Raw genomic sequence first — 24,881 nt, forward strand, 5'->3', positions numbered from 1 at the left:
CAATTATTATATTCATTTTAAACAGAAAGCAAAAAATGGAAAAGATATTGATTGCCGGCGCAACCGGCCAAACAGGAAAACGAATTATTGAAATACTAAACAGCTCGCAAAACTTCAACCCTGTAGCGATGATTCGAAAAGAAGAGCAAAAGCAAATCTTTGATGATATGGGCGTAGAAAGCGTACTTGCAGATCTTGAAGGAGATGTAAAACCTGCATTTAAAGGAATAGACAAAGTTATATTTGCAGCAGGCTCTGGAGGAAGTACCGGACCAGAAAAAACTACGGCGGTAGACGAAGAAGGAGCCATTAAAATGATCGATGCGGCAAAAGAAAATAACGTAAAAAAGTTTGTAATGCTTAGCGCTATGGGAACAGACAACCCTGAAGATGGCGGAGATCTAGAACACTATTTACGCGCAAAGAAAAAAGCTGATGATCACTTGCGTGAAAGCGGAGTTCCTTTTACCATCGTACAACCAGGAAGTTTAAGTGACGAATTGGGCCGTGCCCGAGTTAAAGTTGCTGAAAAACTAGGCGAATATGGCGAAATTGCACGAGATGATGTTGCCTTTTTAATGGTAATGTCTCTTGCCGATCCACTAACTAAAAACATGAGTTTTGAAGCCTTAGAGGGCGAAACTCCGGTTAAACAGGCGTTAATCGAGTTAAGCGGAATTGGATAAAATAAAGGCTTATTTTTTAAAATATTAAGGATGGTAAAAATACCATCCTTTTTTTATAGGTATTGTTTTACAAATGTTCTACAAAAATCCTTAATCTCGATCCTAATATTTTCAAAAGCATCGTGAATTTGTCGATTATTACCTTTTACTGCAGCAGGATCTTTAAAATGCTGATGGATCATAACGGCTTTAGATGTAGAAAAGTAAGGACAATGCTCCTTAGCATGATCACAAACACTTATTATAAAGTCAAAATCTACATTTTTGTATTCTTCTATTAGATTACTGGTATGCTCTTTAATATTTATGCCATCTTCCTGCATTGTTGCGATTGCACGAGGGTTAACGCCATGTTTTTCTATACCTGCGCTATAGATATTGGCCTTTTTAAATGCAAAATATTTTAAATATCCGTGAGCAATCTGGCTACGGCATGAGTTTCCTGTACAAATCACAAGAATGTTTTTCATAAGCCTACTTTTTACGATAAAGCTTCAGCAATTACAAGACTGAAAAAACGATAAAAAAATCGCGAATATCGCTAAAATACTAAGCTAAGATAGATTTCCTGTTTCCGTAGTGTTAAGCATTTAGGCTATTTTAGAAAAACTTTATCTACAGGTTCCCAAAGTTCTATTTTATTCCCTTCAGCATCTAAAATCCACCCAAATTTCCCATAATCATAACTTTCTGGCTCTCCCACCACGGTAACTCCTTCAGCTTTTAATGTTTCTAAAAGTTCATCTAAATTTTCAACCCTAAAATTCATCATAAATTGCTTTTTAGACGGCTCAAAATAGCTGGTTTCTTTATCCATTGGGCTCCATTGGGTAGAGCAATCTTTCCCTTCTTTATCTTTCCACCAAAATGTACATCCATAATTATCGGTATCTAAACCTAGATGCTTTTTATACCATGATTTTGCTGCATCGGGATCTTCAGACTTAAAAAAGATACCGCCAATTCCTGTTACCCTGTTTTTCATAATTTCTGAATTAATTTTAGTAGCTATTTTGAATTTGGATGAAAACTGATGATCTCTAAGATATTAAATAGTTCTATAACCTGAAGAATTAGTAAAAAATATAAAACAGCAGAAATAAAAAAGCTGCCTGAAAATATCGAATTTCGCAGGCAGCTTTCTTAAAATTTATGTGATTTGGCTTATTCTTCGCCTTTACCAAATTGCTTAATAATTTTATTGGCAATTACCGTGGCTAACTTTTCGTGCGACTCTACCGTCCAACCAGCCACATGCGGACTCAAAATTGTATTGGGCATAAACATAAGTTCACGCATTGCTTCAGGTAAAGGTTCTGCCGCACTTACCGCTACGTTTTTCTTGTTAGCAAATAAACTTTCGAAAGAAGATTTTTCGTATTCTAAAACGTCTAATCCTGCACCTAAAACCTGTCCAGATCTTAAGGCATGTACTAAATCTTCAGTCACAACATTTTTACCACGTGCGGTATTAATAAACCAAAATGGTTTTGCGAAAGATTTTATAAATTCTTCATTTACCATTTTATCTGTCTTTTCTGTCCACGGGGTATGCAAACTCACTACATCACATTTTTTAGTGAATTCTTCCCAATCTACCTGAGTGGCATTACTATCGTCTACATCGTCTTTAATATCGTAACAAAGTACTTCTACATCAAAACCTCTTAGTTTTTTAGCAAAAGCCTTCCCCATATTACCGTAGCCAATAATCCCTACGGTTTTTCCATCAAGCTCGATCCCGCGATTATCTTCACGATTCCAAAGTCCTTCTCTAACTTCTCTATCAGCTTTATTTAATTTATTAAAAAGGGACAGCAACATACCTAAGGTATGCTCTCCTACAGCATTTCTATTACCTTCTGGAGCCGAGAATAATTTAACACCGCGTTCTTTTGCATAATCCACATCTATATTCTCTAAACCGGCACCAACTCTCGCAATAAACTTAAGGTTTGGGGCAGCATCTAGAAAATCTTTATCGATAGTATATCTACTTCTTATTACAATTCCATCATATAAATGCTGATTTTGTAAAGTTTCTTCCCTGCTTTGTGTAAATCCTTCGATATTGTGATGCCCTGCATCTGCCAATAACTCAATCAACTTAGAGTGATTCGTATCGGCGTGTAAAATGATCATTTTAATCTATTTTTATTAATATATAATTCGTGATTTATGGTTTGAACGCACAAATCCTTTACCCAGTTAAGCTTAGAAAACCAGATACCTTTCTGTTCCATATTTATTCTGAAAAAGATATAATCTGAATTTATAGCAAATTTATCCGAAGAAAAAGAGGATAAACCGCCTTCTAAATTTAATTGTTGAAAAGTGAAAAGTGTCATATTCAACCGCTACAATAGCTAACAAATTTAAGCAAAGCTGAGAATATGAAGAAGAAATAAAGGATTTTCTTAGAAGCCTAATATCGCTTTTGCGATTAAAAAATAGGTAAGAATCCCAAAAACATCATTACTGGTTGTAATAAACGGCCCGGTGGCCACAGCAGGATCGATATTATTTTTATCTAAAACTATTGGAATTACTGTACCAATCATGGCCGCTAACAAGATTACAGATATCAACGCCACACAAACACTTAAAGACTCTGTATACGTAGTTTCAAACCAAACACTGCTTATTATAAATACGATAATTGCAATCGAGACTCCGTTTACCAATGCCAGTGAAGTTTCTTTAAGCAGGCGCTTTGCAATGATATTTCCTTTTAAACTTCCGTTAGCTAATCCCTGTACAACAATGGCACTAGATTGCACGCCAACATTCCCTGCAGTTGCCTGAATTAGCGGAACAAAAAGCAGTAATTTAGGGAAAACCGTCATCGTTTCCTGAAAACCACCAATAATCCCAGCTGCTCCCAAACCACCAAACATACCTATTAAAAGCCAAGGTAATCTTGCGCGGGTTTGTTTAAAAATATTATCATCAGCTTCTACACCTTCAGAGATACCAGCCGCCATTTGGTAATCACGCTCGGCTTCCTCTTTAATAAAATCTACAATATCATCGATGGTAACTCTACCTACCAGTCTTCCCATCTCGTCGATAACTGGTATCGCTTCCAAATCGTATTTCTGCATGATTCTGGCCACATCTTCGCCATCGGTATGCACACTTACATAATCTACATTTGGGATATAGATATCTCGAATATTCTCGTTGCTTGCCGCGGTAAGTAAATCTTTTAGAGACAGCCTTCCTTTTAATCTGTTTTTATCGTCTACAACGTAAATAGAGTGCACGCGGGTTACATTTTCTGCTTGTGCACGCATCTCGGTCATACAACCGGTAACACTCCAGTTTTCGTTAACTTTTACCAGCTCTTTTGCCATTAGACCACCGGCAGAATCTTCAGGATAACGTAAAAGTTCTACGATATCTTCAGCATGTTGCTCGTCCTGAATTTCAGAAATTACCTGCTTCTGCAACTCGGGCGAAAGCTCGTTCATAATATCTGCCGCATCATCGGTATCCATTTCTACCAACTCGTCTGCAATTTCTTTAGCAGACAGCGTTTCTAAAATGCGCTCTCTAACCCCTTCTTCAAGCTCCATAAGAGCTTCTGAAGTTTTTTCGCTATCAAGAAGTTTTACTAAGTAAGTTGCTTCGTCTAAACTAAGCTCGGTGATAATTTCAGCAATATCAGCATGGTGAACATCATCTAAGTGCAATAACAATTCTTCATCATTCTTTTGCTCGATGAGGAATTGAATTTTTTCAATTAGTTCGTTGCTAATTTGAAACTGCATAAGGCTCAATTTTTAAGGTCAGTGAAATAAAATCCTGAGTGCTGAGCTGCTCTGGCCGCTTGCCAAAGATAGCATCTTCCCTTAAAGTATCAGGTAAATTAAGACTTTTTAAACTATTTCTTAAGGTTTTGCGCCGTTGCTGAAATGCGGTTTTAACAATTCTGAAAAATAAGGCCTCATTGCAAGGTAAATGATAGTCTTTTTTACGAGTTAATCGTAACACACCACTATCTACTTTTGGAGGCGGATTAAATACTGAAGGCGGTACGGTAAATAGATATTCAGCATCATAAAAAGCCTGAGTTAAAACTGAAAGTATCCCATAGGTTTTACTCCCCTCTTTTTCACAAATTCGCTGTGCCACCTCTTTTTGAAACATCCCTGAAAATTCTGGAATCTGATCTCGCATTTCTAAGGCTTTAAAAACTATTTGCGACGAAATATTATACGGGAAATTACCCGTTACTGCAAAAGGCTTGTCCCCAAAAACCTGAGTGAGATCGTATTTTAAAAAGTCCTGTTCGTGAACTCTGCCATGCAACTTTAAGTAATTGGCATTTAGATATTCTACACTTTCAGTATCAATTTCTACAACATGAACTTCAGTGTCTTTTTCGAGCAAGAATTTGGTTAAAACGCCCATCCCGGGGCCTATTTCCAAAACATAATCATAGCCAGAAAGCGACAAAGTATCACCAATTTTTTTGGCAATATTCTCGTCTTTAAGAAAGTGTTGCCCAAGATGCTTTTTTGCTCTAACCTGGCCACTTTGATCTTCTTGGCGGGATGGCTTATAATTTTTCTTAAATTTCTTCTTGCTCATATTGTTTGTTTTTAGAACAAATTATTGCTGATCCATCACCTGAAGTTCTGTAGAAAACTCTACAATCTTACCTTTAAAAACTGAAGTTTTAGCAATCATTGCTGCATGATCTTCTACATAAAATGTTTTTAGATAGGCCATACTTTCAGCGGTGTATTGTACAGAATAGGTAATCCCGCCCATTGGCTCTTTGCTAAGCACTTTAGTCATTAAAGCATTGGTAAATTTACCAGTATCCAGCATTGCAGGAATATATTCGGCTTTCATCCACTTTAGCCACTCGTCGTGCACTTCTTCCTGAACGTTTGTTGTCACGTTATAAATAACCATTTTCTAAAATTTAATCCTGAATTTGCAAAAGTACGAATCAAAAACCTTGATACAAGCCAATAAGTTGCGAAACCTAAAAGCCATTAATGCTTAATTTCAATATTAGTTAAAATTTAATGCTTTTTATTCCGAAGAAAAGAAACTAAAAAATTTAAAGGAAATAGTATTTGTGCTGCGATGGTAACAGCTGCTGTAAAAAGCATAAGCAACATTAGAGTTTGCTTAAAAGCATAATCGATCTCTAAATTTTCAACATCATCATAAAAAACTAACAATATCAATAATCCAAAAATGCTTATAAAAACATGGTAAGCCGTCATCCAGCTAATCAATTCCCTGTTAAATTTATCCATTAGCCAATATCCTAAACCAAATAATGCAAAAAATATGACAATGAGTCCCGCAAAAAACAAGTGATTAATCACGAAATAAGTAGCATGAATATTTAATACCGCAGAATGTTCTTTATTGAACAAACCATACATAAAGACAAATGGAATAAGCACCCAGAAAAGTTTATAGGATTTTTCGAGAAGTAATTTCATTCTATTTCGTCGCCTCTAAGCGATCTGTATTTTTTTCGAGATTCGATAAAATAAATACTATCCTCGAAATTAAACAATATCTTTTCGTAGTATTGCTGGGCTTTTTCAGGAAGATTTAGCATGTTGCTATACATTTCTGCCAGATTCCAGGCCGCATTATCTGCTAATAAATCCTGCCCAAAATTATCCAATATCGCCAAATAATTTTCTTCAGCTAAAAGATATTGCGCTTGTAACTCGTATAACTGCGCCTGTTTAAAAAGGGCTTCATCTTCAATTTTCTCGCCTTTATGCTCGGTTAATAATTCTGATAACTCTGCTATAGCCTGTTCATTTTTTCCCTGGAAAGCCAATAAATCTGCATGTGCGTATTTTTTTAGCGCAACCTGGGTAGAATCCTCTAAAGTATTATCGTTTATCATTAAACTAAGCTCCATCGCATCGTTTGCGATTAACTGCGAAGTTGATTTTTTTAAAACATCAAGCTGAGTTTGTGCCCATTCGAAATCACCTTTATAATAGCTGGTTTTGGCTACTTTAAATTGCGCATCCTGAGCAATTTTGTCGTTTTTCACCATCTTTTGCACCTGCGTGTAGGTGATAAGCGCTTCATTAAATTTTTCCTGAAGTACTAAAACATCGGCAATTGCCATTTTAATTCGGGCTTTCTCGTATTCATTAATAGCCTTATCTAATAAATTTTTCAGCAAATTTTCAGCTTCGATCACTTTATTAGATTTAAAGGCCAAAAATTGTCCAAAATCGATTTGTAGCGGAATGGTTTCTCCAGCGTTTTTATATTCTGCAATAACACTGCGGAAGTTTTTTTCTATTTCTGGATACTCTGAAGTTGTTGCGGTAGCTACATCCAAACTTAATTTTAGCTGTTTTGCGCGTAATTTTAAATTTGGCGGAGCTTCTTCAATTATAAAATTGGTGACTTCCTTAGCCGCTTCAAGATCTTCTGCTCTTTTTGCTGCGTAAGCCAAATTCATTATTCGGTTTAAATTTGGCACTTCAGCTCTTCTAAAAATTGCTTTTTCCTGAACTAGTGCTTTGCTATATTCTTTTTGCTGAATATACAGCCAGCTTAGCATTTCATTATAAAAAGGATCTGGATTGGTTTGAAGGCGCTTTAAAAGTGTAGTTCTTAATAAAACATTAGCTTCGGCAGAAGCATCTTCAGTAATAAATTCTCCAAATTCACGATTGGCATAAGGAAAATATTTTTCGTCTTTAATTACAAGATCCAGGTAACTTTCAAACATTTGTTGAAGCTCACCCTGTTCTCCATAAAGCCTGGCCAACTTAAGTTCTAAACCGGCATTTGGCATAATTTCGTTGGCTTTTTTATAAGCTGTAGCAGCGTATTCTAATAAATTAATATTCTCGAATTTTAAGCCTACGCTAAATGCCTGTCGTGGTTCGGTTTCTATAACTGCCAGTGCTTTTTGGTAATATTCTTCAGCTTTAGCTTCATTTCTTTGCAAAGCAAAATTATGCCCAATATCAATTAAAAAAGTTGAGTTTTGTGGCGAATCTTCTAATTGCCGCATAAGCATTTCTTCCGCCTTATCAAATCGTTCTAACTGTTGTAAAGAACTAACTACACCATTAAAAGCACGCGGATTATTACTTTGCTGCTCTAATGTTTTTTGATAATAAGACAAAGCTTTTTCGTACTCTCCTTTATCAAAAAAGTTTTGGGCCAGTTGTAAGGATTGTGCGTTTACTTGTAGCGAAAAAAGAAAAACTGATATGAATAAAATAAAAAAGCGCATATTGTAAATATAACAAAATGCGCTTTTCAATAATGATAATTAACTGGTTAATCGATCATATCGAAACCTGTGTAAGGCACAAGCACCTCTGGAATTTTAATTCCGTTTTCTGTCTGGTAATTTTCTAAGATTCCGGCTAAAACTCTAGGTAACGCCAAAGCACTTCCGTTAAGTGTATGTACCAACTCTTTTTTACCTTCCTTATTTTTATAACGTAATTTTAAACGGTTTGCCTGAAAAGTTTCAAAATTTGAAACTGAACTAATTTCTAACCAACGATCCTGTGCGGTTGAAAACACCTCGAAATCGTAAGTTAAGGCAGAAGTAAATCCTAAATCACCACCACATAATCTTAAGATACGATAAGGTAATTTTAGATCTTTTAGCAATCCTTTTACGTGCTCTATCATTCCTTCTAAAGCAGCATAAGAATCTTCTGGCTTTTCAATTCTTACCAATTCTACTTTATCAAACTGGTGTAAACGGTTTAAACCACGTACATGAGCTCCATAAGAACCAGCCTCTCTTCTAAAACAAGGTGTATAACCGGTACAGGCGATAGGAAAATCTTTATCTATTAAAAGATTATCACGATACATATTGGTAATTGGCACCTCTGCAGTTGGGATCATATAAAGATCGTCTGCAGTGATGTGATACATTTGTCCTTCTTTATCTGGCAATTGCCCTGTACCATATCCAGAAGCTTCATTAACCATTAATGGCAATTGATATTCTGAATACCCCGCCTCTACCGCTTTATCTAAAAAGTAAGAAACTAAAGCACGTTGTAACCTTGCTCCTTTACCTTTATAAATAGGGAAACCAGCCCCGGTAACTTTATTTCCCAGCTCAAAATCGATAATATCGTATTTTTTTGCCAGTTCCCAGTGTGGTAAAGAACCTTCAGCTAAGACAGGAATATCACCTTCTTTGTAAACTTCCTCGTTATCATCTTCAGAAGTTCCTGCCGGAACAACTTCGTTAGGAACATTAGGAATTGTATAAAGCAGTTTTTCTAAATCTGCGATTGTATTTGATAAAACCTCAGAATAATTCTTAGAATCCTCTTTTAGTTTTCCGGTTTTCTCTTTTAGAAGATTGGCTTTTTGATGCTCTCCATTTTTAAACATCAATCCAATTTGCTTAGAAAGCTTATTGGATTCGGCCAAAGTATCATCAAGTTTGGACTGAGTGGAGCGACGGGTTTCGTCTAAACTCAATACCTCATCAAAAATAGATTCAGCATCAAAATTTCTCTTCTTCAGCGCTGCGATATAAGCGTCTTTATGCTCTTTGATGTTGTTAACTTGTAACATAAGGCCAATTAATTTTTATTGCCGTTAATAATAATTTGAAGCAGCAAATGTAATAAAAGCAAGGCTAATTATTTGTCTAAATTAGAAGGCAAAATCCAATCGTGATGGGCAAAATAATTCCATTCTTCATTTGCAATATCAACCTCTGGATCGATAAGTCTTTCGTAAGGTCTTCCGTTCACAGAAATCTGTGCATCTACAAACACCTGTATCTCTTTCCCTTCTTTAGCATATTCTTGTTTTAAACGCTGTGCAAACTGCCAAATAACATCGGGTTTAGTACTAATAATTCGGCGTTGTTTTTTAGAAAGATATTTATGCTTTTTTACAATTATAGTATCCTTAGTTCCCTTTTCTACAATTTTAAAGCTGGATCTTCCGCTTTTTGTTCTTAACATCATTCGCCAACTAAGTCTGTGCCCTTCCTCTGTCCACAGTACATTATCTTTAATTAACCAATGCCTTAGCGGTAAAGAAATTTGGATCACAAACCATAAAACAATAGCAAATTTTAGAATCATATTATTTTCAGGAACAATCACCTCATCCCCATCGTAGTGCTCTTTTTTATTCCGAAGTAAATATTTATTGACTTTTTGAGTAGGAAAAAAGAATACACAAAAGGCCAGAGACAGGTATGGAAATATCCCAATATGAAAAACAAAACTATTGAATAAATGAAAAAATATCGCCAAGATAAAGAACGGAACGCGGGTTCGTTTCCAAAGCAACATAGGCACGATAAGTAAATCGAAAATTAATCCAAAATAAGCAATCACCCATTTTATCCATGGTTTTTGAAGAAATTCGCCAACCAGCCAGTAACTTCTTTTCCCTCGCATTAACAACTCGGGCACTGTACCATCTAACCAATCTGGATATAACTTTGCAACCGATGCATAAGTATAAACAATCCATAATTGCAGTACTATAAAAAGCCAAACCCAGCGAGGCATAGAAATCGATCTTATTGCTTTATTTTTCCAGGCGTCGTAAGACAAGGCTGTGTGCGCCGGCAAGCAGGTCATAATAAAGCAAAGTAACATTAAAAGATAGTAATGATTATTGTAGGAAGACTTTTGCATTAAATACACTGATGCCCACATAATAGTGTAGCAAAACATCGAAAATCGATATTTAAAGCCTATCATTACCAGGATACCAAACAAGCCCATTAGCCCATAATAGTAATACATAAGATCACCAGGCAGCGGTTGTAAAAATTCGAATCCTATAAAATTGAATGTAAAATCTGGTTCGACTAAAGTACGTCGAATCCAACCTGTGAAAATTCCGCCAATAGCTTCAAGCGCAATCAATAATCCAAATGCTATTCTAAAGAAAATTAATCCTGAATTATCTACCCGCTTAAAAAGCCATCTATTCCACATAATTATCTTTTATATATTGAGATGAAAATGCTTCATCCTGTTTCATGGCTATTTTAAGGTCATTTACAGAATTAAACTTTTTCTCGTCTCTAATGCGTATTAACAAATCTATTTTTAATCTCTCCCCGTAAAGGTCTTTATCTAACTTAAAAAAATAAGTTTCGATGGTTCGAGAAGTACCACCAACTGTTGGGTTGGTGCCAATACTCATCATCCCAAAATAATTTTTCCCTTCAATATTGGAGCGTACCACGTAAACGCCGTTTTTAGGGATTAACTTATACTCTTCTACAATATTAATATTAGCGGTTGGATAGTTAAATTCTTTTCCTAAACCACGACCTCTAACCACTTCACCTTCTAAAGCAAATGGATATTGTAAATATCTATTGGCTTTTTCTACCTTACCTTCTTCTAAGGCTGTTCTTATTTTGGTGGAACTTACTGCAACTTCTTCTACATCCTGGCGGGTAATCTCTTCTACCTCAAAATCGAATTCTTTTCCAAATTCTTTAAGATCGTCGATATTTGCGGTACGATTTCTTCCAAAACGATGATCGTAACCAATAATCACTTTTTTGGCCTTTAATTTTTCTACCAGCACTTCTTTTACAAACTCTCTGGCGGTAAGTCTTGAAAACTGCATGGTAAAAGGATGAATCACAAGATGATCTATTCCAGATTTCTCTAAAATATCTGTGCGTTCTTCAATTGTATTTATCAGTTTTATACCGCTTTCTTTCTGCAAAACCATTCTTGGATGCGGAAAAAATGTAAGGATTACCGATTCTAATTGATTGGCCTGCGCACTATCTACCAGGCGGTTTATTATTTTTTTATGCCCTGCATGTACCCCGTCAAACGTACCAATAGTTACCACTGTTGGCTTATCACTCTCAAATGCATTTGCTCCTTTATGTATTCTCAAGGCTCTTTATTTTCCGTTAAATGAATTCATTGTATTAGAAACACCTGCTGTCCCAAAAGATTCAATCAACTCGGCCGACTTTTTTAAACGCTCTGGAAGCTCTTTATTTTCCTCATCACTCCATTCTCCCAATACATAATCGATTTGCTGACCTTTAGAAAACTGGTCGCTAATACCGAATCTGAATCGGTTATATTTTGTAGTGTTAAGCTGACTTTGAATATCCTTTAACCCGTTATGCCCACCATCACTTCCTTTAGTTTTAAGGCGTAATGTTCCAAAAGGCAGGTTAAGATCATCTGTCACCACCAATAAGTTTTCTATTGCAACTTTTTCCTTCTGAAGCCAATAGTTCACCGCCTTTCCACTTAGGTTCATATACGTACTGGGTTTCAGTAAAATAAACGTTCTGCCTTTGTATCTAAATTGGGCAATATCGCCAAGCTTTTGAGTTGTAAACACTGCTTCGTGCTTTGCTGCTAATTCATCCAGAACTTTAAATCCAATATTATGGCGTGTATTTTCATATTTTGGACCAATATTTCCCAGGCCCGCGATTAAAAACTTTTTCATGGGATCAATTTCTTCTTCTGTAGCTTTCTTACTTTTTAAAATTCTTCCGAAGAACGACAGCATTATATTGTTTCTTTTGGTAAAGATAAAATTTTCACTGTGCTTTTAATAACAGTGATGCTAAAGTTCTTACAAAAAAATATCCCGTATCGTGTTGATACGGGATATCCTATATTTAAGCAATTTGAAGTTTATTCCTGAGAATCATTAACTTCAGTTGCTGGTACATCTTGTGCATCGTCGTCATCTTCATCGTCGTCATCAAGAGCAACAATGTTACGAGAAGTTCTAACCTGGCAAATTACTGTGTTATCTGGGTGCTGAATTTTGTAATCTTCGCTTTCTACAGCAGTTACATATAATTTCTGACCAATTCTAAGCTTAGTAACATCTGCCTCGATATAATCTGGAAGTGCTCCTGGTAAACCACGTACTTTTAAACGACGTAAGTTATATCTTAACACACCACCATTTTTAACACCACGAGCAACACCTACTGTATGGATTGGAATTTCCATAGTGATTGCTTTGTTGTCGAATATTTCGTAGAAATCAACGTGAAGAATATTATCAGTTACAGGGTGAAACTGAATATCCTGAAGAATTGCATTGTACTTTTCTCCACTCTTCAACTCGATTACCACAGTGTGAACATCTGGTGTGTACACTAAGTGCTGGAATGAAATTTCCTCGGTTGTAAAGTGTAATGGCTCTCCATCACCACCATACAATACACAAGGAACCTGGCCAGCATTACGTAGCGCTTTAGTAGCTTTTTTACCTACGCTTTCTCTTTTAGATCCTTTGATCGTAATTGACTTCATTTCTTATTTATTTTTTAAGGAGTGCAAAATTGCAACATTTTGCTGAAATATTAAAGCCTGATTCTAAATTTTTTAGCAAAAAAAGAATTACATTAAAAATTTAGAACTGATAGAACGGTTGCCATGTACACGTTGCATTACGTCTGCAAAAAGTTCAGCGCAACTTACAACTTTTATCTTATCACATTTTTTTCTAAGCGGAATAGAATCTGTTACGATAAGTTCTGAAAGTTTAGAATTTTCTACACGCTCGTAAGCGCCACCTGAAAGTACCGGATGCGTACAAATTGCTCTTACACTTTTTGCACCACGTTCTATCATAATATCTGCAGCTTTGGTAAGTGTACCGGCAGTATCTACCATATCGTCTACTAATATTACATTTTTACCCGTAACATCACCAATTAACTCCATGTGAGAAATTACATTAGCCTTTTCTCTTTGCTTATAACAAATAACCACATCGCTTTGCAATTCTTTAGAATAAGCATAAGCTCTTTTAGAACCTCCCATATCTGGAGATGCTATGGTTAAATTATCTAAATTAAGGCTTCTTAAATAGGGTAAGAAAACAGTAGATGCAAATAGATGATCTACAGGTTTTTCGAAGAATCCCTGAATCTGATCTGCATGCAAATCCATCGTGATAATACGCGTAGCACCAGCAGTTTCCAGAATACTCGCTATCATTTTTGCAGCAATAGGAACACGAGGTTTATCCTTTCTATCCTGTCTTGCCCAACCAAAATAAGGCATTACTGCAGTAATATGTCTTGCCGATGCACGCTTTGCAGCATCTAGCATTAAAAGCATTTCCATCAGGTTATCTGCTCCAGGATTTGTAGAACCAATGATAAATAATCTGGCCCCGCGAACAGACTCTTCAAAAGAAGGCTGATATTCACCATCACTGTAAGTAGAAGTGATTACATTCCCAAGCTTGATACCGTACGAAGCAGCAATTTTCTCTGCAAGATCCCGGCTTTGGGTACAGCTAAAAATCTTAGCTTCGGTTAAAGGAGTACTCATTGTTGTGTTGTTTAATTATTAATTAATAGTTGCGATGCAAATTTAGAAATTAATTCTTTGTTAAAAACCGCAAATATTAATTCTATTTGAAGCAATATAACAACACAATAAAATTATTAAACAATTTTAGAAATAACAGCCTCGGCTACCGCTTTTTGCTCTTTTATTTCTTTGTTTAGAAGAATCAAATATTGTAAAATAAACACTACAAAATATTGTATTTATCCTACCATCATCAGAGCTATAATTATATGTATTCCCGTTATTGCCGCGCAAACTTAAAATTTGACGATCATTAGAATCTGCCGTGTAATCATATTTTACACCAAGCCCAAGCCAATCGTTTATATCGTATTTTGCGCCAAAATGAATAGCCCAGGAATTAATAATAATTTCTGGCTCTCTAACCTGTGCACTATACTCTTTATTTAAGAAGTGTTGATAAGCAGGCCCTGCAAATATGCTGAAGTTATTAAATAATTCTACTCCAATTAAAGCAGCCGCACTAACTTTATCCAGCTTGTAAGAAGTATCTAATCTACTTAACTCGTAATTAAGAGTTATGCTACTGTATTCTATTTCTGGACGGATAAAAAATGTTGGAGAAAAATTATATTGTCCAAATACACCGCCATGAAATCCAATATCAGAATCTGGCAAAGTTCCTGTATCTGAGAAGTTTAAAGTTTGAAAAAAATTGACTCCTCCCTTAACACCAGCAGTAAATTCCTGTGAAAAAACTTTTGGGGTTAAAAAAAGGGCCAGCAATACCATTAAGGTTAGTCCTTTATATTTCATAAATATTGTATAAATCGGGGGCACAATTTCAGCTGTAAACTTAAACGATATTTTATAAAACTAATTGTAAAATAAACATATTTTAATCTAAAAATCCGTTAAAAAAAAAGCTCTGCGACTGCAGAGCTTTGAATTACAATTACTTAGTACCTTGGGTGGGAATCGAACCCACACTTCCGAAGAAACTGGATTTTGAATCCAGCGCGTCTACCAATTCCGCCACCAAGGCAATTGGACGGCAAAATTAAAAAATTATTTGATATGCAGTATCTTTTTCTTTAAAAATCGAATTCTAACATTATCCTCTCTACTAAACCCAAGATTGGATAATTTTTTAGCTCTTTTTTATAAATCAATTCTTAAATCCTAAAGTTTACTTCCGCAGAAAACATAATACTCAGGATTAACCAAAAAGCTATAAATCTTTTTCATAAAAAAATCCACCCCGGGATAGAGGTGGATTTAAGAAACAAAAGGAATGAACAGGTTCTAAAACCTGTTTCGTTATTTTCTTAAAGAGAACCTCTTTAAGCTAATATAAATTTGGATGTATTTCACCAAACCCGAATCAATCTCAAAAAAACAGAAAAAACCTTAAAAAACTGTTAGCTGCAATTCAATTAAATGTAAAGTTTAGCTTCAATAATTGTTAGCAATATTACCTAAACATGAAGTATTAAAAGCCTTCAAAAAAGAATAGACTTATAAAAAACTAAAGGCAAGCTGCTTATCGCTCTGAACCATCTAAAAACAAAAAACTCCCGACTATTAGCCGGGAGCATCATTTCATAAATGAAATCGAGAAAACGTTCTTAGACTTCACTGCAAAGTAGAAAACAAATAGGTTTTGCAGCTAAGCTTTTAGAACAAACCCCTATAAAGAGGCAATTGAACGAAATACTTCATTAATACTATTTAAGAACTGCTAGTACCATGAATTAATACTCCAAAACTAGCTTATAGGTTTAGATAGCACCATCCCCATGCAAGGGTATATTTTAAAAATCGTATTTGCGCTGCAACGCGTAGCGAAGTAATTCTCCCGGCCCATGCAAACCGAGTTTTCTTATCATGTTTTTACGGTGAGTTTCTACCGTTGTTTTCCCAATAAACAAAGCATCTGCAATTTCCTGATTGGTTTTGCCTTTACCTACAAGTTTTAGAATTTCGATTTGGCGTTTGGTAAGAATTCCTTTTGTTTCCTGAACGGTATCTTCAGCAGTAAGACTTAAATTGGCATCGTAATATAAATTCCCTTCAGAAACCGCCAATATCGCCTTCTCCATTTCGGTAAGCGGAGAGTTCTTTAGCAAATATCCTGTTGCGCCGGCTTGAAGCATAAGATCTACCGCTTCGTCCTGATCGAACATACTAAAAGCAATGATTGCAATTCTGTCGAATTTCGCTTTGATCAATTTTGCGGCTTCGATACCATCCATCACCGGCATTCTAATATCTGCCAATACCACATCTGGAATATTTTTTTCCACCAGTTTTACCAGTTCTTCCCCATTTTTTGCATGACCAATAATCGAAATCGTATCGTGATACTTAAAATAGGCCAAAACTCCATCGGCAACGGCTAAATGATCTTCAGCAATAATTACACGAATCATGTTCTTGGAATATTTAAAATTACCGTAGTACCGCTACCCGACTGGCTATCGATATCTACATTACCGCCAAGATGTTCTACCCGTTTTATGATCGAAGCCAAGCCCATCCCGTCGTTATCTTTTATAATAGAAGGGTCAAATCCTTTACCATTATCTTCTACCATAATATTAATATGATCTTCGAAAGAAGTAAGATGCACTATAATTTCTGAAGCTTGCGCGTGTTTGATCACGTTGGTTATCAATTCCTGTACAATCCTGAAAATCGTTATTTCTACACTATTTTCCAGGCGACCTTCCATATCGTGATCTTCTACCTGTACCACCAGATTATTCCCCACAGAAACTTTAGAGGCAAAATTCTTTATCGATGGCACCAAACCTTCGCTCGTTTTTAAACCGGCATTTCGTTGATGCGCATAATTTCTTACCTGTTGGTAGGTTTCATCTAAAAGTGAATTGGTAGCTTTAAATAATTCGTCCTGCTCGTCACGAAGACGATCGGTTTTAGTTTTTAAGTTATGAAAATGAAGTTTTAACGTGGCCAGTAATCCGCCTAAATTATCGTGAAGATCGTTTGCAATGCGTTGGCGTTCTTTTTCCTGCCCCTCGATCATGGCGTCTAAACCGGCAAGTTCCTGGTCTTTAAGTTGCTTTTCTAACTGGTTTTTCTCTAAAGCCGATTGTTTTATTTCTAACTGCTTTTTGGCCATGCGGTTGCGATACACCAAATAGGTAGCAACAAGCAATAATACCAGTAGAATTACTCCTGAAATTAACCAAAATCGAGATTGCTTTAATTGTAGGTTTTCATTTTCTTTTTTCTGAACCTCGTACTTGGTTTGGATATCGTAGATCGCTTTTTCCTGTTCCTGCAGGTTTAAACTATCCTGGTAAGCCTGGGTTAATTTGTAATATTCTAATGCTTTTGCAGGTTGCTCATCCAGCTCGTAAGTTTTAGCTATTAGATCGTATAGAAATTGTTTTCTAGAGATTCTGTAGTCCTTCTGTAGATTTAAAAGCGAATCTGCTTTTAGATAATTGAAAATAGCTTCATCATAATTGCCTAATTTCTTATTTAAACTACCAAAATTCAGATAATTATTTTTCTGATGATTTATACTTCCAAATTTCTGAAATAAAGGCCGAGAAAGAGTTAAATAATAATAAGCTGAATCTTTACGAGGAGTGAATTCCATATAAATTACCCCAATATTACTCAACATATGGGCTTCTGCTAAACTATCTTTATCTTCCTTTGCTATATATAAGGCTTTTCTAAAATATCCTATTGCGCTATCTGGAACAGCATTTCTGGCAAAATTAGCTGCAATTCTGATGTAAGCTTTTCGCAGGTTTTCTGAATCATTTTGCGACAGATGATAATCCACATACGCATCAATATATTCATTATAATTCAAATGTTCACTCCCAATATTTCTTACAACCTGAAAAAGTTCAAGATTAATAGTTGCTACTTTTTCAAGACTATCCAATTCAGTATATAGCTTTCGCGCTTTAAGCAATAAGGGATAAGCATCTGAATCTTCTTTTTTGAATTTATGGTTGGCAGATTGTAAATAATAAAACCTGGCTTTTTGTGGAATAGATAGCGAATTTGTATCAATTTGCGATAGTATATCTAATGACAACTGATAATTATCTGCTTCTTTAGAAGCTTCAGCTTCATCCAAAAGTTGTTGCTGAGCAAAGCACGAGGCCAGCCCAAAAATTAAAAATCCACAAAAAACCAGTAACTTTTTCATTATCCTAAACCACCAATTACACCTTCTCCTACCGTTTCTTCATCTTCAGGATCGCCAATACCTCCGCCTACTCCTGTGCCTAACTTCCAAACTATTTTAAATTTTAAAAAGCTAAATTGAAAGTCACCCAAATTCAAAGAAATATTTTTAGTCGCTACATCGCTACTAGGTGTAACATTTTTATCTCCTGAAACATAAATTTCAATCTTCAGAATTTCGGGAACTAATGGGCTGTTACCAATTACTTCGCAAGTGGTATACGAAAAATTTTGGGGGAAATGGAAATCTACGGTATAGTTACTACCGTCTTTTTGTAAATTATCCACATAAAATAGTGGATTGCTGTTAGGCTTACTCATTTTAAAATTTAGATTTTAACATAATTTTAAAAATAAGAAATAAATCAACTCAATAAAATAATGCTTCATTTTTATCGAATATTAGCTATTAGAAAGCTTAAACCAATAATTCACTATTAAGTTAAAAGCAAAACCACTATTTATTTAAGTATTCATTAACATAAACTAAATTTAGTAAACATTGCATTTTTAAACATTTGTAAGAAACAACTTTCAATTCTTTCTACATACTACAAAAGCATAAAAAAACCGCCAAAAAATGGCGGTTTAGAAGATAAACTCATTAGGTCAGAAACTCTTAGAAAAAGTAAAGCCTATAAGCTGAAATTGTAAAGTTTTAGGCCTTCTTTATTTTAGGCTTTTTCTTCATTTTATTCAACCAGATAAATGTCCCGGTGATAGGAAGACTGGTTGCAATTAAACAGGCTAAAAAATAGATAAATTTAGAGAAACCACCATAAATGGCTCCTGTATGTAAAGGCTTAATTAAAGAAGTGATTCTTACATTAAGCGGTTTATCATTAAAAATTTCCTTTTTAAGCACTTTCCCGTCGCGATCTACAATTAGATTATCTGCAATTATCGGGGAAAGTTTAGCCGATTCGTATTTTCTTATACTATAAACACCTTTATCTCCAGATGGGAAACTAATCGAGGTTTTTCCCTCGTAATTCAGTTCCTGTGCAGTAATCTTTTCAACTTCAGCAATAGATATTACCTCATCTTCGCCAATTTGAGCTTCACTTTCTACGCGCGGGCCACCACGACCGCCAAAAATCTGCGCACCCATAACTTCACTTCCCAAATCACGATACCATTGGAAAGACCAGCACAAACCGGTAAGCGACATCACCACTAAAAAAATACAGGCATAAAATCCTAAAGTATTATGTAAATCGTGGTTAATACGTTTCCATCTTGCAGAAAATTTAATTTTGAAGCCAGGTTTTAAGGTTTTCCACTTAATATTTTTCTTCGGAAACCAAAGTACGATCCCAGTGATCGAAAGGATTAAAAAGATAATGGTTGAAACTCCAACGATTGGTCGCCCAATTGAAGAATCCAATAACAACCATCTGTGTAATTTAAACATCGAAAAGAAAAAACCATCTAAAGAAGATTCCTGAGTTTTACTAAATTCTGCCGTATAAGGATTCACATAATACGTGCTTCCACGGCGTTGTTCTGGCGATTCTTTAACGCTAAACTCGTAAGCTTCGCCTTCTTCAGCTGGTACGGTAACCGAGCTTACGATCCCTTCACTTTCTAATGCCGATATTAGTTGTTCTACAGATAATTTTTTATCTCCAGCTTCAACCGTAAATTTTTCAGCAAAAAAACCTTTTATCTCTTCTTCAAAAGTAAGTATGGTTCCGCTAAGACAAACCAAAAACAAAATAATTCCGCTGGCCAACCCCAACCATAAGTGAACATCGTTAATAAATGCGCGTAAACCGTACTTTTTCTTTTTCTTCATTTTAAAATATATAAAAATAAGCCTAACAAATCCCTACTATTACTAAGATTAGCCAGTTTTAAAGAACTTTATTTAGACTTATTCAAAATTATTGCTTCAAAAATAATCAGCTTTTTCAATTCCTTATAATTTAATTAGACCAATTTTAAACAATTTTCAAAATAACACTGATTATCAAGTTCTTACGTTTTGTTAAAATTTAAGCGAAATTTATGCAATTAGAGATTTTATATGGTTTATCGTATTAGCTTTTGTGATTTTCTTAAGAAGTCGTACATTCGGCAACCTTAGCCTTTATCCCGTATGTCACAATTTTGGTTATATCTTAAGTTAGGCCTGGAGCATGTTTTAGATTGGAATGCTTACGACCATATTCTTTTTTTAATTGCTCTGGTAGCATCATACACTTTTACCTCCTGGAAAAGAGTGTTATGGCTAGTCACTATTTTTACACTAGGCCACACTGTAGCTCTATTTTTATCTACTTACGAAATTGTGATCGTAGATACGGCATGGGTAGAGTTTTTAATTCCGGTTTCGATCATGATCACTGCGATCTATAATATTTTTACCGCAAGTAATAAAGAAAAAAACAGCAACCCCGCTTTATTATATTTTACAACTGCATTTTTTGGGATTATACACGGGCTTGGTTTTTCTACCTATTTTAAAATGCTAAGCAGCGGATTTTCATCAAAAATATTTCCTCTTTTAGAGTTTGCTTTAGGTATAGAATGCGCACAGGCCATCGTAGTATTATCTGTATTAATATTAGCGCTTATCGTTCAAAATTTCTTTCAGGCCTCTAAGCGTGATTGGATACTGGTTGTATCTGCCATTGTAATAGGAATCATTCTCCCCATACTAAGAGATAATTTTAACGCGATTTAATTAACTTTAACGCCTTAAAATTGGTTTAACCTGTCGCTTACAATAATTTAGCGATTCTTACATTATAAGATTTAGAGATTAAAAAAAATCTCTTTTCAGAAGACATGCAAAAAGAAAAACAACTTAAATACGACAAAGCCTATTTAAGAATAGCCAGAGAATGGAGTAAACTTTCTCATTGTAAAAGAAAACAGGTTGGTGCAGTTATTGTAAAAGATAGAATGATTATTTCTGATGGTTACAATGGTACCCCAAGCGGATTTGAAAATTTTTGTGAAGACGAAGAAGGCTACACCAAATGGTATGTTTTACATGCCGAGGCTAATGCTATTTTAAAAGTTGCCGCTTCTACACAATCCTGCCAGGGTGCAACTTTATACATCACCATGTCGCCATGTAAAGAATGTAGCAAACTTATACACCAGGCAGGGATTACTAGACTGGTATATTGCGTAGACTACAAGGATAATAGTGGTCTCGATTTTCTTAAAAAAGCTGGAGTCGATTTAATACAGATAACGCAATTAGACGATTGAAAAATAAAAAAAACATATATACCCCACTGCTTTTAGGTATTGCCTGCGCTATTGGCGTATTTATGGGCGGTAAGATAAATTATTCATCTTCAGATCAATTATTTTCATCAAACCCTAAAAAAGAAAAATTAAACCGCCTTATCGACTATATCGATTACGAGTATGTTGATGACGTAAATACAGATAGCATCGTAGATGTTACGGTAAATACGATTTTAAAAGGTCTGGATCCTCACTCGGTTTATATCCCAGAGCAGGAATACGACAATGTTTCACAAAACATGAAAGGCGATTTTGTGGGAATTGGAGTAAGTTTTTATTCGGTTGAAGATACCATTATGGTTATCCAGGCATTAGAAGGCGGGCCAAGTGAAAAAATAGGAATTCGTGGTGGTGATCGTATTTTATATGCTAACGATAAGCCGCTATTCGATCTTGGTGTAAGTAGTGATTCTTTAACCACTTTCTTAAAAGGAAAACAGGGCAGCAATGTAGAACTTAAGGTAAAACGCCCGGGACGGGAAGAGCTGCTAAGCTTTAACGTGAAACGTGATCATGTACCCATAAAAAGTGTTGAAGCAGTATATATGCTGAATAAAACTGTTGGTTACATAAAAATTAATCGTTTTGCTGAGTCTACTTACGAAGAGTTTGATGCCGCTATACAAGCCCTAAAATTAATGGGTGCTAAAGAAATTGCATTAGATCTTCGTGATAATCCTGGTGGTTATTTAGCAGAAGCGATTAATATTGCAGATGAATTTCTAAAAGATGAAAAACTAATTCTTTTCACAAAAAACAAAAGTGGCTCGATCGAAGAAACCTTTGCCCAGCGTGAAGGCGATTTCGAAGACGGCCATGTGTATGTTCTTATCAATGAAAATTCGGCTTCAGCAAGCGAAGTTGTTGCCGGCGCATTGCAGGATAATGATGTAGGAACAATCATTGGGAGACGCTCTTATGGAAAAGGATTGGTACAACGAGAAATGGATCTTGGTGATGGTAGTGCAGTACGCTTAACCATCGCAAGATATTATACGCCAACCGGTAGATCTATCCAAAAACCTTACGAGAACGGAAACGACAACTATTTTAGGGATTACGAACGTCGCTATAAGAATGGTGAACTTAAAAGCATTGATAGCATAAAAGTAGACGATTCTTTAAAATATGTTACTCCCGGTGGAAAGATCGTTTATGGTGGCGGCGGAATTATCCCCGATGTGTTTATCCCCAAGGATATCGAAATTGAACGCGAACACATCAGGATTTTACTGAATGGCGGCTTTTTAAGCAGGTTTGTTTTTCAGGAATTGGAACGCGACAGAAAATACTACAATTCACTTTCTAAAAATCAATTTGAAAATGAAGTAGAAGTTACAGATGAAACTGTAGATCGATTAATTGCCTACGGAAAAAGCGAAAAACTAAATATTCGCCTTACCGACTATAAACCGCTTATGAAGCAATATTTAAAGGCAGTAATGGCGCAACAGTTATTTGGCTCTACTTACTTCCAACAATTAAAAAACGAAGGCGACCCGGTGATCGAAAAAGTCCTGGAATTATCTGAAAAGAAGAATAATTTTAAAGATTAATGGCTATAATCGATCTCCTTGGCACCTACTGCATCATCTTACCCTTATTATTTTTTGTAATTGCAGTAAGCTTCAGGTTATTGGATAATAGTGCATTGTTATTTCTGCAAAAGGATATTATGGTAAGCTCTTCTTATGTTTCAAAAAAAACCATTAGGAGACATATCGCTTCAAATCCAGATAAAGTTTTTACAGGTAAATTAAAACGGGCTTTGATTTACCGCAGTTTACACAAGCTCTTTATCATCTTAATGATTAGCGCTATCATTACCGGGGTAAGTTGTATTATTTTAGGATAGTTTGTCGTGAACTTTAGTATGTTCACCACCATTCCAATCGGTAAGAATATCTGTTGCTACAGCAGCACCACTTCCGCAGGCAATAGAAAACTGGCTACGCCAACCTGCCAAAGAACCAGCCACATAAAGATTAGGAACTACAAGATGATCTTCGTTAATTAACTGCACTCTATTTTTAGAAGCTTTTGCTTTTTTATGCGGAATCACATATTCGTCTACTCCGCCAATTCTAAAATTATCTGAATAGCCAATAGCGATCACTACTTTTTTCGCTAAATGAGAATTCTTATTGGTTTTAAGCTCGTAAACTCCGTTTTCATTTTTACTAATATGCTGAAGTTTCTCGCCTTTTAATTGTTCAACTTTAGGATATAAATCTTCCAATTGTTTAGGACCTTGTTTAAGTACATCCATTCCTTTAGTTCCCGGTTGTAACCCAAGTACATTATTAAAAAGTGCAGTTTGCAGATCTGATGTTTTTTGATGCATCACGATCCCCACTTTTTTGTCTTTGGCAAATTCCTTTTCTAAACCAGATCCTATCACTAAAGCACAAGACATTCCTGCGGCGCCTCCTCCAACAATTAAAAGGTCATATTCCATATTATTGATTATGTTTTTTTGCGATCGTTCTGGAAACTAAAAGAATTCCCATTAATACAATTACACAAAGACTTGCTACAATTGCGATTAATGCTGTTCCACTTTCGTCTTCCATTAGATTATTAAAATCTAAAATAGTGATATTAAATCCAATAACAACAATTCCTAAAAAAACGATGGTGTAGATTAAATACTTTGTCATGAAAATAAACTCTGAATGTTTGCGGCAAAAAGTTTAACGGCGATTGCCAGTAAAATAACGCCAAATATCTTTCGGATAACATTTATACCCTGCGATCCCAAAACCCGCTCGATTTTTCCTGAAGATTTTAAGACGATATATACAAAGATAATATTGATTATGATAGCCACAATAATATTTATGGTTTCATATTCTGCCCTAAGCGACAAAAGCGAGGTCATTGTTCCTGCGCCGGCAATTAAAGGAAAGGCCAAAGGTACTATCGAAGCAGATTCTGGCGCATCATCTTTATATAAACTAATCCCCAAAATCATCTCTAAAGCCAGGAAGAATAGAATAAAAGAACCCGCTACTGCAAACGAGTTTACATCGATCCCAATAAGATTTAAAATCTCTTTCCCTAAAAACAAAAAAGCGATCATTAATAAACCGGCTACCAAAGAAGCCTTTTCACTTTGTATATGTCCTACTTTTTTTCGTAAATCCAAAACAATAGGGATGCTCCCAATAATATCAATTACCGCAAATAAAACCATCCCTACGGTAAACACTTCCCTGAAATCGAACAAATTAAACATAGCTCAAAATTTTTTGCAAAAGTAAATTTTCATAGCGATTTTAGTTATTTTCAGCTATAAATATTTCTCAAAAATTAAATCGATAAAAGATCGTATTTAAAGCTAGCATAGAACGATTTTAAATCTAGGGTATCGTGCAAATAATAAGGCGCTTTT

Annotated in this window: 27 protein-coding genes and 1 tRNA gene; 5 read left to right on the forward strand and 23 right to left on the reverse strand. The window is 35.4% G+C overall.

All coding sequences use genetic code 11. The annotated features are described in order from the left end of the window. Positions 1–35: 35 nt before the first annotated feature. Complete coding sequence (locus tag IIF7_RS14380) at positions 36–686, forward strand: SDR family oxidoreductase (RefSeq protein WP_084842398.1); 651 nt, start codon at positions 36–38, stop codon at positions 684–686. A gap of 53 nt (positions 687–739) precedes the next feature. Here the strand turns inward: IIF7_RS14380 and IIF7_RS14385 are convergent, their stop codons facing one another. The 20 genes from IIF7_RS14385 to IIF7_RS14485 form a co-directional block, all read right to left on the reverse strand. Next, on the reverse strand, positions 740–1,156 hold the full coding sequence (locus IIF7_RS14385) for an arsenate reductase ArsC (RefSeq protein ID WP_084842399.1): 417 nt from the start codon (positions 1,154–1,156) through the stop codon (positions 740–742). 125 nt (positions 1,157–1,281) lie between these two features. Beyond that, complete coding sequence (locus IIF7_RS14390; RefSeq protein ID WP_084842400.1) at positions 1,282–1,671, reverse strand: VOC family protein; 390 nt, start codon at positions 1,669–1,671, stop codon at positions 1,282–1,284. A 179-nt stretch (positions 1,672–1,850) separates the two neighbouring features. After that, complete coding sequence (locus tag IIF7_RS14395) at positions 1,851–2,828, reverse strand: 2-hydroxyacid dehydrogenase (protein ID WP_084842401.1); 978 nt, start codon at positions 2,826–2,828, stop codon at positions 1,851–1,853. Between the two features lie 275 nt (positions 2,829–3,103). After that, on the reverse strand, positions 3,104–4,459 hold the full coding sequence (mgtE, locus tag IIF7_RS14405) for a magnesium transporter (RefSeq protein ID WP_084842403.1): 1,356 nt from the start codon (positions 4,457–4,459) through the stop codon (positions 3,104–3,106). Next, entirely contained in the window at positions 4,443–5,282 is an 840-nt protein-coding gene (gene rsmA / locus IIF7_RS14410; RefSeq protein WP_084842404.1) for a 16S rRNA (adenine(1518)-N(6)/adenine(1519)-N(6))-dimethyltransferase RsmA, read from the reverse strand. Before rsmA ends, mgtE begins: the two co-directional genes overlap by 17 nt. A gap of 21 nt (positions 5,283–5,303) precedes the next feature. Then, positions 5,304–5,612 carry a DUF4286 family protein gene (locus tag IIF7_RS14415; protein ID WP_084842405.1) on the reverse strand — a complete coding sequence of 103 codons (309 nt, stop codon included), beginning with the start codon at positions 5,610–5,612 and terminating at the stop codon, positions 5,304–5,306. Between the two features lie 113 nt (positions 5,613–5,725). Further along, positions 5,726–6,157: a hypothetical protein gene (locus IIF7_RS14420; protein WP_084842406.1), complete on the reverse strand. Its 432-nt coding sequence runs from the start codon at positions 6,155–6,157 to the stop codon at positions 5,726–5,728. Further along, positions 6,154–7,938, reverse strand: a complete 1,785-nt coding sequence (locus IIF7_RS14425; RefSeq protein WP_084842407.1) for a tetratricopeptide repeat protein — start codon at positions 7,936–7,938, stop codon at positions 6,154–6,156. Before IIF7_RS14425 ends, IIF7_RS14420 begins: the two co-directional genes overlap by 4 nt. A gap of 47 nt (positions 7,939–7,985) precedes the next feature. After that, positions 7,986–9,257 (reverse strand): serine--tRNA ligase, encoded by a 1,272-nt coding sequence (serS, locus tag IIF7_RS14430; RefSeq protein ID WP_084842408.1) that lies wholly within the window; start codon positions 9,255–9,257, stop codon positions 7,986–7,988. Positions 9,258–9,325: 68 nt separating this feature from the next. Beyond that, on the reverse strand, positions 9,326–10,648 hold the full coding sequence (locus tag IIF7_RS14435; RefSeq protein ID WP_084842409.1) for an HTTM domain-containing protein: 1,323 nt from the start codon (positions 10,646–10,648) through the stop codon (positions 9,326–9,328). Then, positions 10,638–11,576, reverse strand: coding sequence for a bifunctional riboflavin kinase/FAD synthetase (locus IIF7_RS14440; RefSeq protein ID WP_084842410.1), 939 nt, complete (start codon positions 11,574–11,576; stop codon positions 10,638–10,640). Before IIF7_RS14440 ends, IIF7_RS14435 begins: the two co-directional genes overlap by 11 nt. A 6-nt stretch (positions 11,577–11,582) precedes the next feature. Further along, complete coding sequence (gene pth, locus IIF7_RS14445; RefSeq protein WP_084842411.1) at positions 11,583–12,212, reverse strand: aminoacyl-tRNA hydrolase; 630 nt, start codon at positions 12,210–12,212, stop codon at positions 11,583–11,585. 128 nt (positions 12,213–12,340) lie between these two features. After that, positions 12,341–12,973: a 50S ribosomal protein L25/general stress protein Ctc gene (locus IIF7_RS14450; protein WP_084842412.1), complete on the reverse strand. Its 633-nt coding sequence runs from the start codon at positions 12,971–12,973 to the stop codon at positions 12,341–12,343. Positions 12,974–13,060: 87 nt separating this feature from the next. Further along, positions 13,061–14,002, reverse strand: a complete 942-nt coding sequence (locus IIF7_RS14455) for a ribose-phosphate pyrophosphokinase (RefSeq protein ID WP_084842413.1) — start codon at positions 14,000–14,002, stop codon at positions 13,061–13,063. 126 nt (positions 14,003–14,128) lie between these two features. After that, entirely contained in the window at positions 14,129–14,800 is a 672-nt protein-coding gene (locus tag IIF7_RS14460; protein WP_084842414.1) for an outer membrane beta-barrel protein, read from the reverse strand. Positions 14,801–14,947: 147 nt separating this feature from the next. After that, positions 14,948–15,029: transfer RNA gene (locus tag IIF7_RS14465), tRNA-Leu, on the reverse strand. A gap of 769 nt (positions 15,030–15,798) precedes the next feature. After that, complete coding sequence (locus tag IIF7_RS14470; RefSeq protein WP_084842415.1) at positions 15,799–16,416, reverse strand: response regulator; 618 nt, start codon at positions 16,414–16,416, stop codon at positions 15,799–15,801. Beyond that, the gene (locus tag IIF7_RS14475) at positions 16,413–18,182 is read right to left on the reverse strand and encodes a tetratricopeptide repeat-containing sensor histidine kinase (RefSeq protein WP_084842416.1); all 1,770 of its coding nucleotides are present in this window, start codon (positions 18,180–18,182) and stop codon (positions 16,413–16,415) included. The genes IIF7_RS14470 and IIF7_RS14475 overlap by 4 nt, the downstream gene beginning before the upstream one ends. Then, positions 18,182–18,541 (reverse strand): hypothetical protein, encoded by a 360-nt coding sequence (locus IIF7_RS14480; RefSeq protein ID WP_084842417.1) that lies wholly within the window; start codon positions 18,539–18,541, stop codon positions 18,182–18,184. Before IIF7_RS14480 ends, IIF7_RS14475 begins: the two co-directional genes overlap by 1 nt. A gap of 337 nt (positions 18,542–18,878) precedes the next feature. Then, positions 18,879–20,018 (reverse strand): PepSY-associated TM helix domain-containing protein, encoded by a 1,140-nt coding sequence (locus tag IIF7_RS14485; protein WP_084842418.1) that lies wholly within the window; start codon positions 20,016–20,018, stop codon positions 18,879–18,881. A gap of 303 nt (positions 20,019–20,321) precedes the next feature. On the opposite strand from IIF7_RS14485, the gene IIF7_RS14490 reads away from it, so the two are divergent. From IIF7_RS14490 to IIF7_RS14505, 4 genes are all read left to right on the forward strand, one after another. Continuing rightward, the gene (locus IIF7_RS14490; protein WP_084842419.1) at positions 20,322–20,909 is read left to right on the forward strand and encodes a HupE/UreJ family protein; all 588 of its coding nucleotides are present in this window, start codon (positions 20,322–20,324) and stop codon (positions 20,907–20,909) included. A 104-nt stretch (positions 20,910–21,013) separates the two neighbouring features. Continuing rightward, on the forward strand, positions 21,014–21,445 hold the full coding sequence (locus IIF7_RS14495; protein ID WP_013069933.1) for a deoxycytidylate deaminase: 432 nt from the start codon (positions 21,014–21,016) through the stop codon (positions 21,443–21,445). Next, a complete protein-coding gene (locus tag IIF7_RS14500; RefSeq protein WP_084842420.1) occupies positions 21,442–23,043 on the forward strand; it encodes a S41 family peptidase in 1,602 nt (533 codons plus the stop codon). Before IIF7_RS14495 ends, IIF7_RS14500 begins: the two co-directional genes overlap by 4 nt. Beyond that, positions 23,043–23,342 (forward strand): hypothetical protein, encoded by a 300-nt coding sequence (locus IIF7_RS14505; protein WP_084842421.1) that lies wholly within the window; start codon positions 23,043–23,045, stop codon positions 23,340–23,342. Before IIF7_RS14500 ends, IIF7_RS14505 begins: the two co-directional genes overlap by 1 nt. Here IIF7_RS14505 and IIF7_RS14510 read toward each other — a convergent pair. From IIF7_RS14510 to IIF7_RS14520, 3 genes are read right to left on the reverse strand one after another with little or no spacing between them, the layout of a single operon-like run. Beyond that, entirely contained in the window at positions 23,334–23,945 is a 612-nt protein-coding gene (locus tag IIF7_RS14510; protein ID WP_084842422.1) for an FAD-dependent oxidoreductase, read from the reverse strand. The genes IIF7_RS14505 and IIF7_RS14510 overlap by 9 nt on opposite strands. Before the next feature lies 1 nt (position 23,946). Beyond that, positions 23,947–24,147 (reverse strand): hypothetical protein, encoded by a 201-nt coding sequence (locus IIF7_RS14515; RefSeq protein ID WP_084842423.1) that lies wholly within the window; start codon positions 24,145–24,147, stop codon positions 23,947–23,949. Next, positions 24,144–24,725 carry a MarC family protein gene (locus tag IIF7_RS14520; protein ID WP_176218968.1) on the reverse strand — a complete coding sequence of 194 codons (582 nt, stop codon included), beginning with the start codon at positions 24,723–24,725 and terminating at the stop codon, positions 24,144–24,146. The genes IIF7_RS14515 and IIF7_RS14520 overlap by 4 nt, the downstream gene beginning before the upstream one ends. Positions 24,726–24,881: the final 156 nt, after the last annotated feature.

This window comes from Zunongwangia atlantica 22II14-10F7, assembly GCF_002094855.1.
Lineage (GTDB): Bacteria > Bacteroidota > Bacteroidia > Flavobacteriales > Flavobacteriaceae > Zunongwangia > Zunongwangia atlantica.

Bases quoted from the DNA above. Each gene is read 5' to 3' on its own strand.
- IIF7_RS14380 (WP_084842398.1), top strand. From the start codon at position 36: ATGGAAAAGATATTGATTGCCGGCGCAACCGGCCAAACAGGAAAACGA.
- IIF7_RS14385 (WP_084842399.1), bottom strand. From the start codon at position 1,156: ATGAAAAACATTCTTGTGATTTGTACAGGAAACTCATGCCGTAGCCAG.
- IIF7_RS14390 (WP_084842400.1), bottom strand. From the start codon at position 1,671: ATGAAAAACAGGGTAACAGGAATTGGCGGTATCTTTTTTAAGTCTGAA.
- IIF7_RS14395 (WP_084842401.1), bottom strand. From the start codon at position 2,828: ATGATCATTTTACACGCCGATACGAATCACTCTAAGTTGATTGAGTTA.
- mgtE (WP_084842403.1), bottom strand. From the start codon at position 4,459: ATGCAGTTTCAAATTAGCAACGAACTAATTGAAAAAATTCAATTCCTC.
- rsmA (WP_084842404.1), bottom strand. From the start codon at position 5,282: ATGAGCAAGAAGAAATTTAAGAAAAATTATAAGCCATCCCGCCAAGAA.
- IIF7_RS14415 (WP_084842405.1), bottom strand. From the start codon at position 5,612: ATGGTTATTTATAACGTGACAACAAACGTTCAGGAAGAAGTGCACGAC.
- IIF7_RS14420 (WP_084842406.1), bottom strand. From the start codon at position 6,157: ATGAAATTACTTCTCGAAAAATCCTATAAACTTTTCTGGGTGCTTATT.
- IIF7_RS14425 (WP_084842407.1), bottom strand. From the start codon at position 7,938: ATGCGCTTTTTTATTTTATTCATATCAGTTTTTCTTTTTTCGCTACAA.
- serS (WP_084842408.1), bottom strand. From the start codon at position 9,257: ATGTTACAAGTTAACAACATCAAAGAGCATAAAGACGCTTATATCGCA.
- IIF7_RS14435 (WP_084842409.1), bottom strand. From the start codon at position 10,648: ATGTGGAATAGATGGCTTTTTAAGCGGGTAGATAATTCAGGATTAATT.
- pth (WP_084842411.1), bottom strand. From the start codon at position 12,212: ATGCTGTCGTTCTTCGGAAGAATTTTAAAAAGTAAGAAAGCTACAGAA.
- IIF7_RS14450 (WP_084842412.1), bottom strand. From the start codon at position 12,973: ATGAAGTCAATTACGATCAAAGGATCTAAAAGAGAAAGCGTAGGTAAA.
- IIF7_RS14455 (WP_084842413.1), bottom strand. From the start codon at position 14,002: ATGAGTACTCCTTTAACCGAAGCTAAGATTTTTAGCTGTACCCAAAGC.
- IIF7_RS14460 (WP_084842414.1), bottom strand. From the start codon at position 14,800: ATGAAATATAAAGGACTAACCTTAATGGTATTGCTGGCCCTTTTTTTA.
- IIF7_RS14470 (WP_084842415.1), bottom strand. From the start codon at position 16,416: ATGATTCGTGTAATTATTGCTGAAGATCATTTAGCCGTTGCCGATGGA.
- IIF7_RS14475 (WP_084842416.1), bottom strand. From the start codon at position 18,182: ATGAAAAAGTTACTGGTTTTTTGTGGATTTTTAATTTTTGGGCTGGCC.
- IIF7_RS14480 (WP_084842417.1), bottom strand. From the start codon at position 18,541: ATGAGTAAGCCTAACAGCAATCCACTATTTTATGTGGATAATTTACAA.
- IIF7_RS14485 (WP_084842418.1), bottom strand. From the start codon at position 20,018: ATGAAGAAAAAGAAAAAGTACGGTTTACGCGCATTTATTAACGATGTT.
- IIF7_RS14490 (WP_084842419.1), top strand. From the start codon at position 20,322: ATGTCACAATTTTGGTTATATCTTAAGTTAGGCCTGGAGCATGTTTTA.
- IIF7_RS14495 (WP_013069933.1), top strand. From the start codon at position 21,014: ATGCAAAAAGAAAAACAACTTAAATACGACAAAGCCTATTTAAGAATA.
- IIF7_RS14505 (WP_084842421.1), top strand. From the start codon at position 23,043: ATGGCTATAATCGATCTCCTTGGCACCTACTGCATCATCTTACCCTTA.
- IIF7_RS14510 (WP_084842422.1), bottom strand. From the start codon at position 23,945: ATGGAATATGACCTTTTAATTGTTGGAGGAGGCGCCGCAGGAATGTCT.
- IIF7_RS14515 (WP_084842423.1), bottom strand. From the start codon at position 24,147: ATGACAAAGTATTTAATCTACACCATCGTTTTTTTAGGAATTGTTGTT.
- IIF7_RS14520 (WP_176218968.1), bottom strand. From the start codon at position 24,725: ATGTTTAATTTGTTCGATTTCAGGGAAGTGTTTACCGTAGGGATGGTT.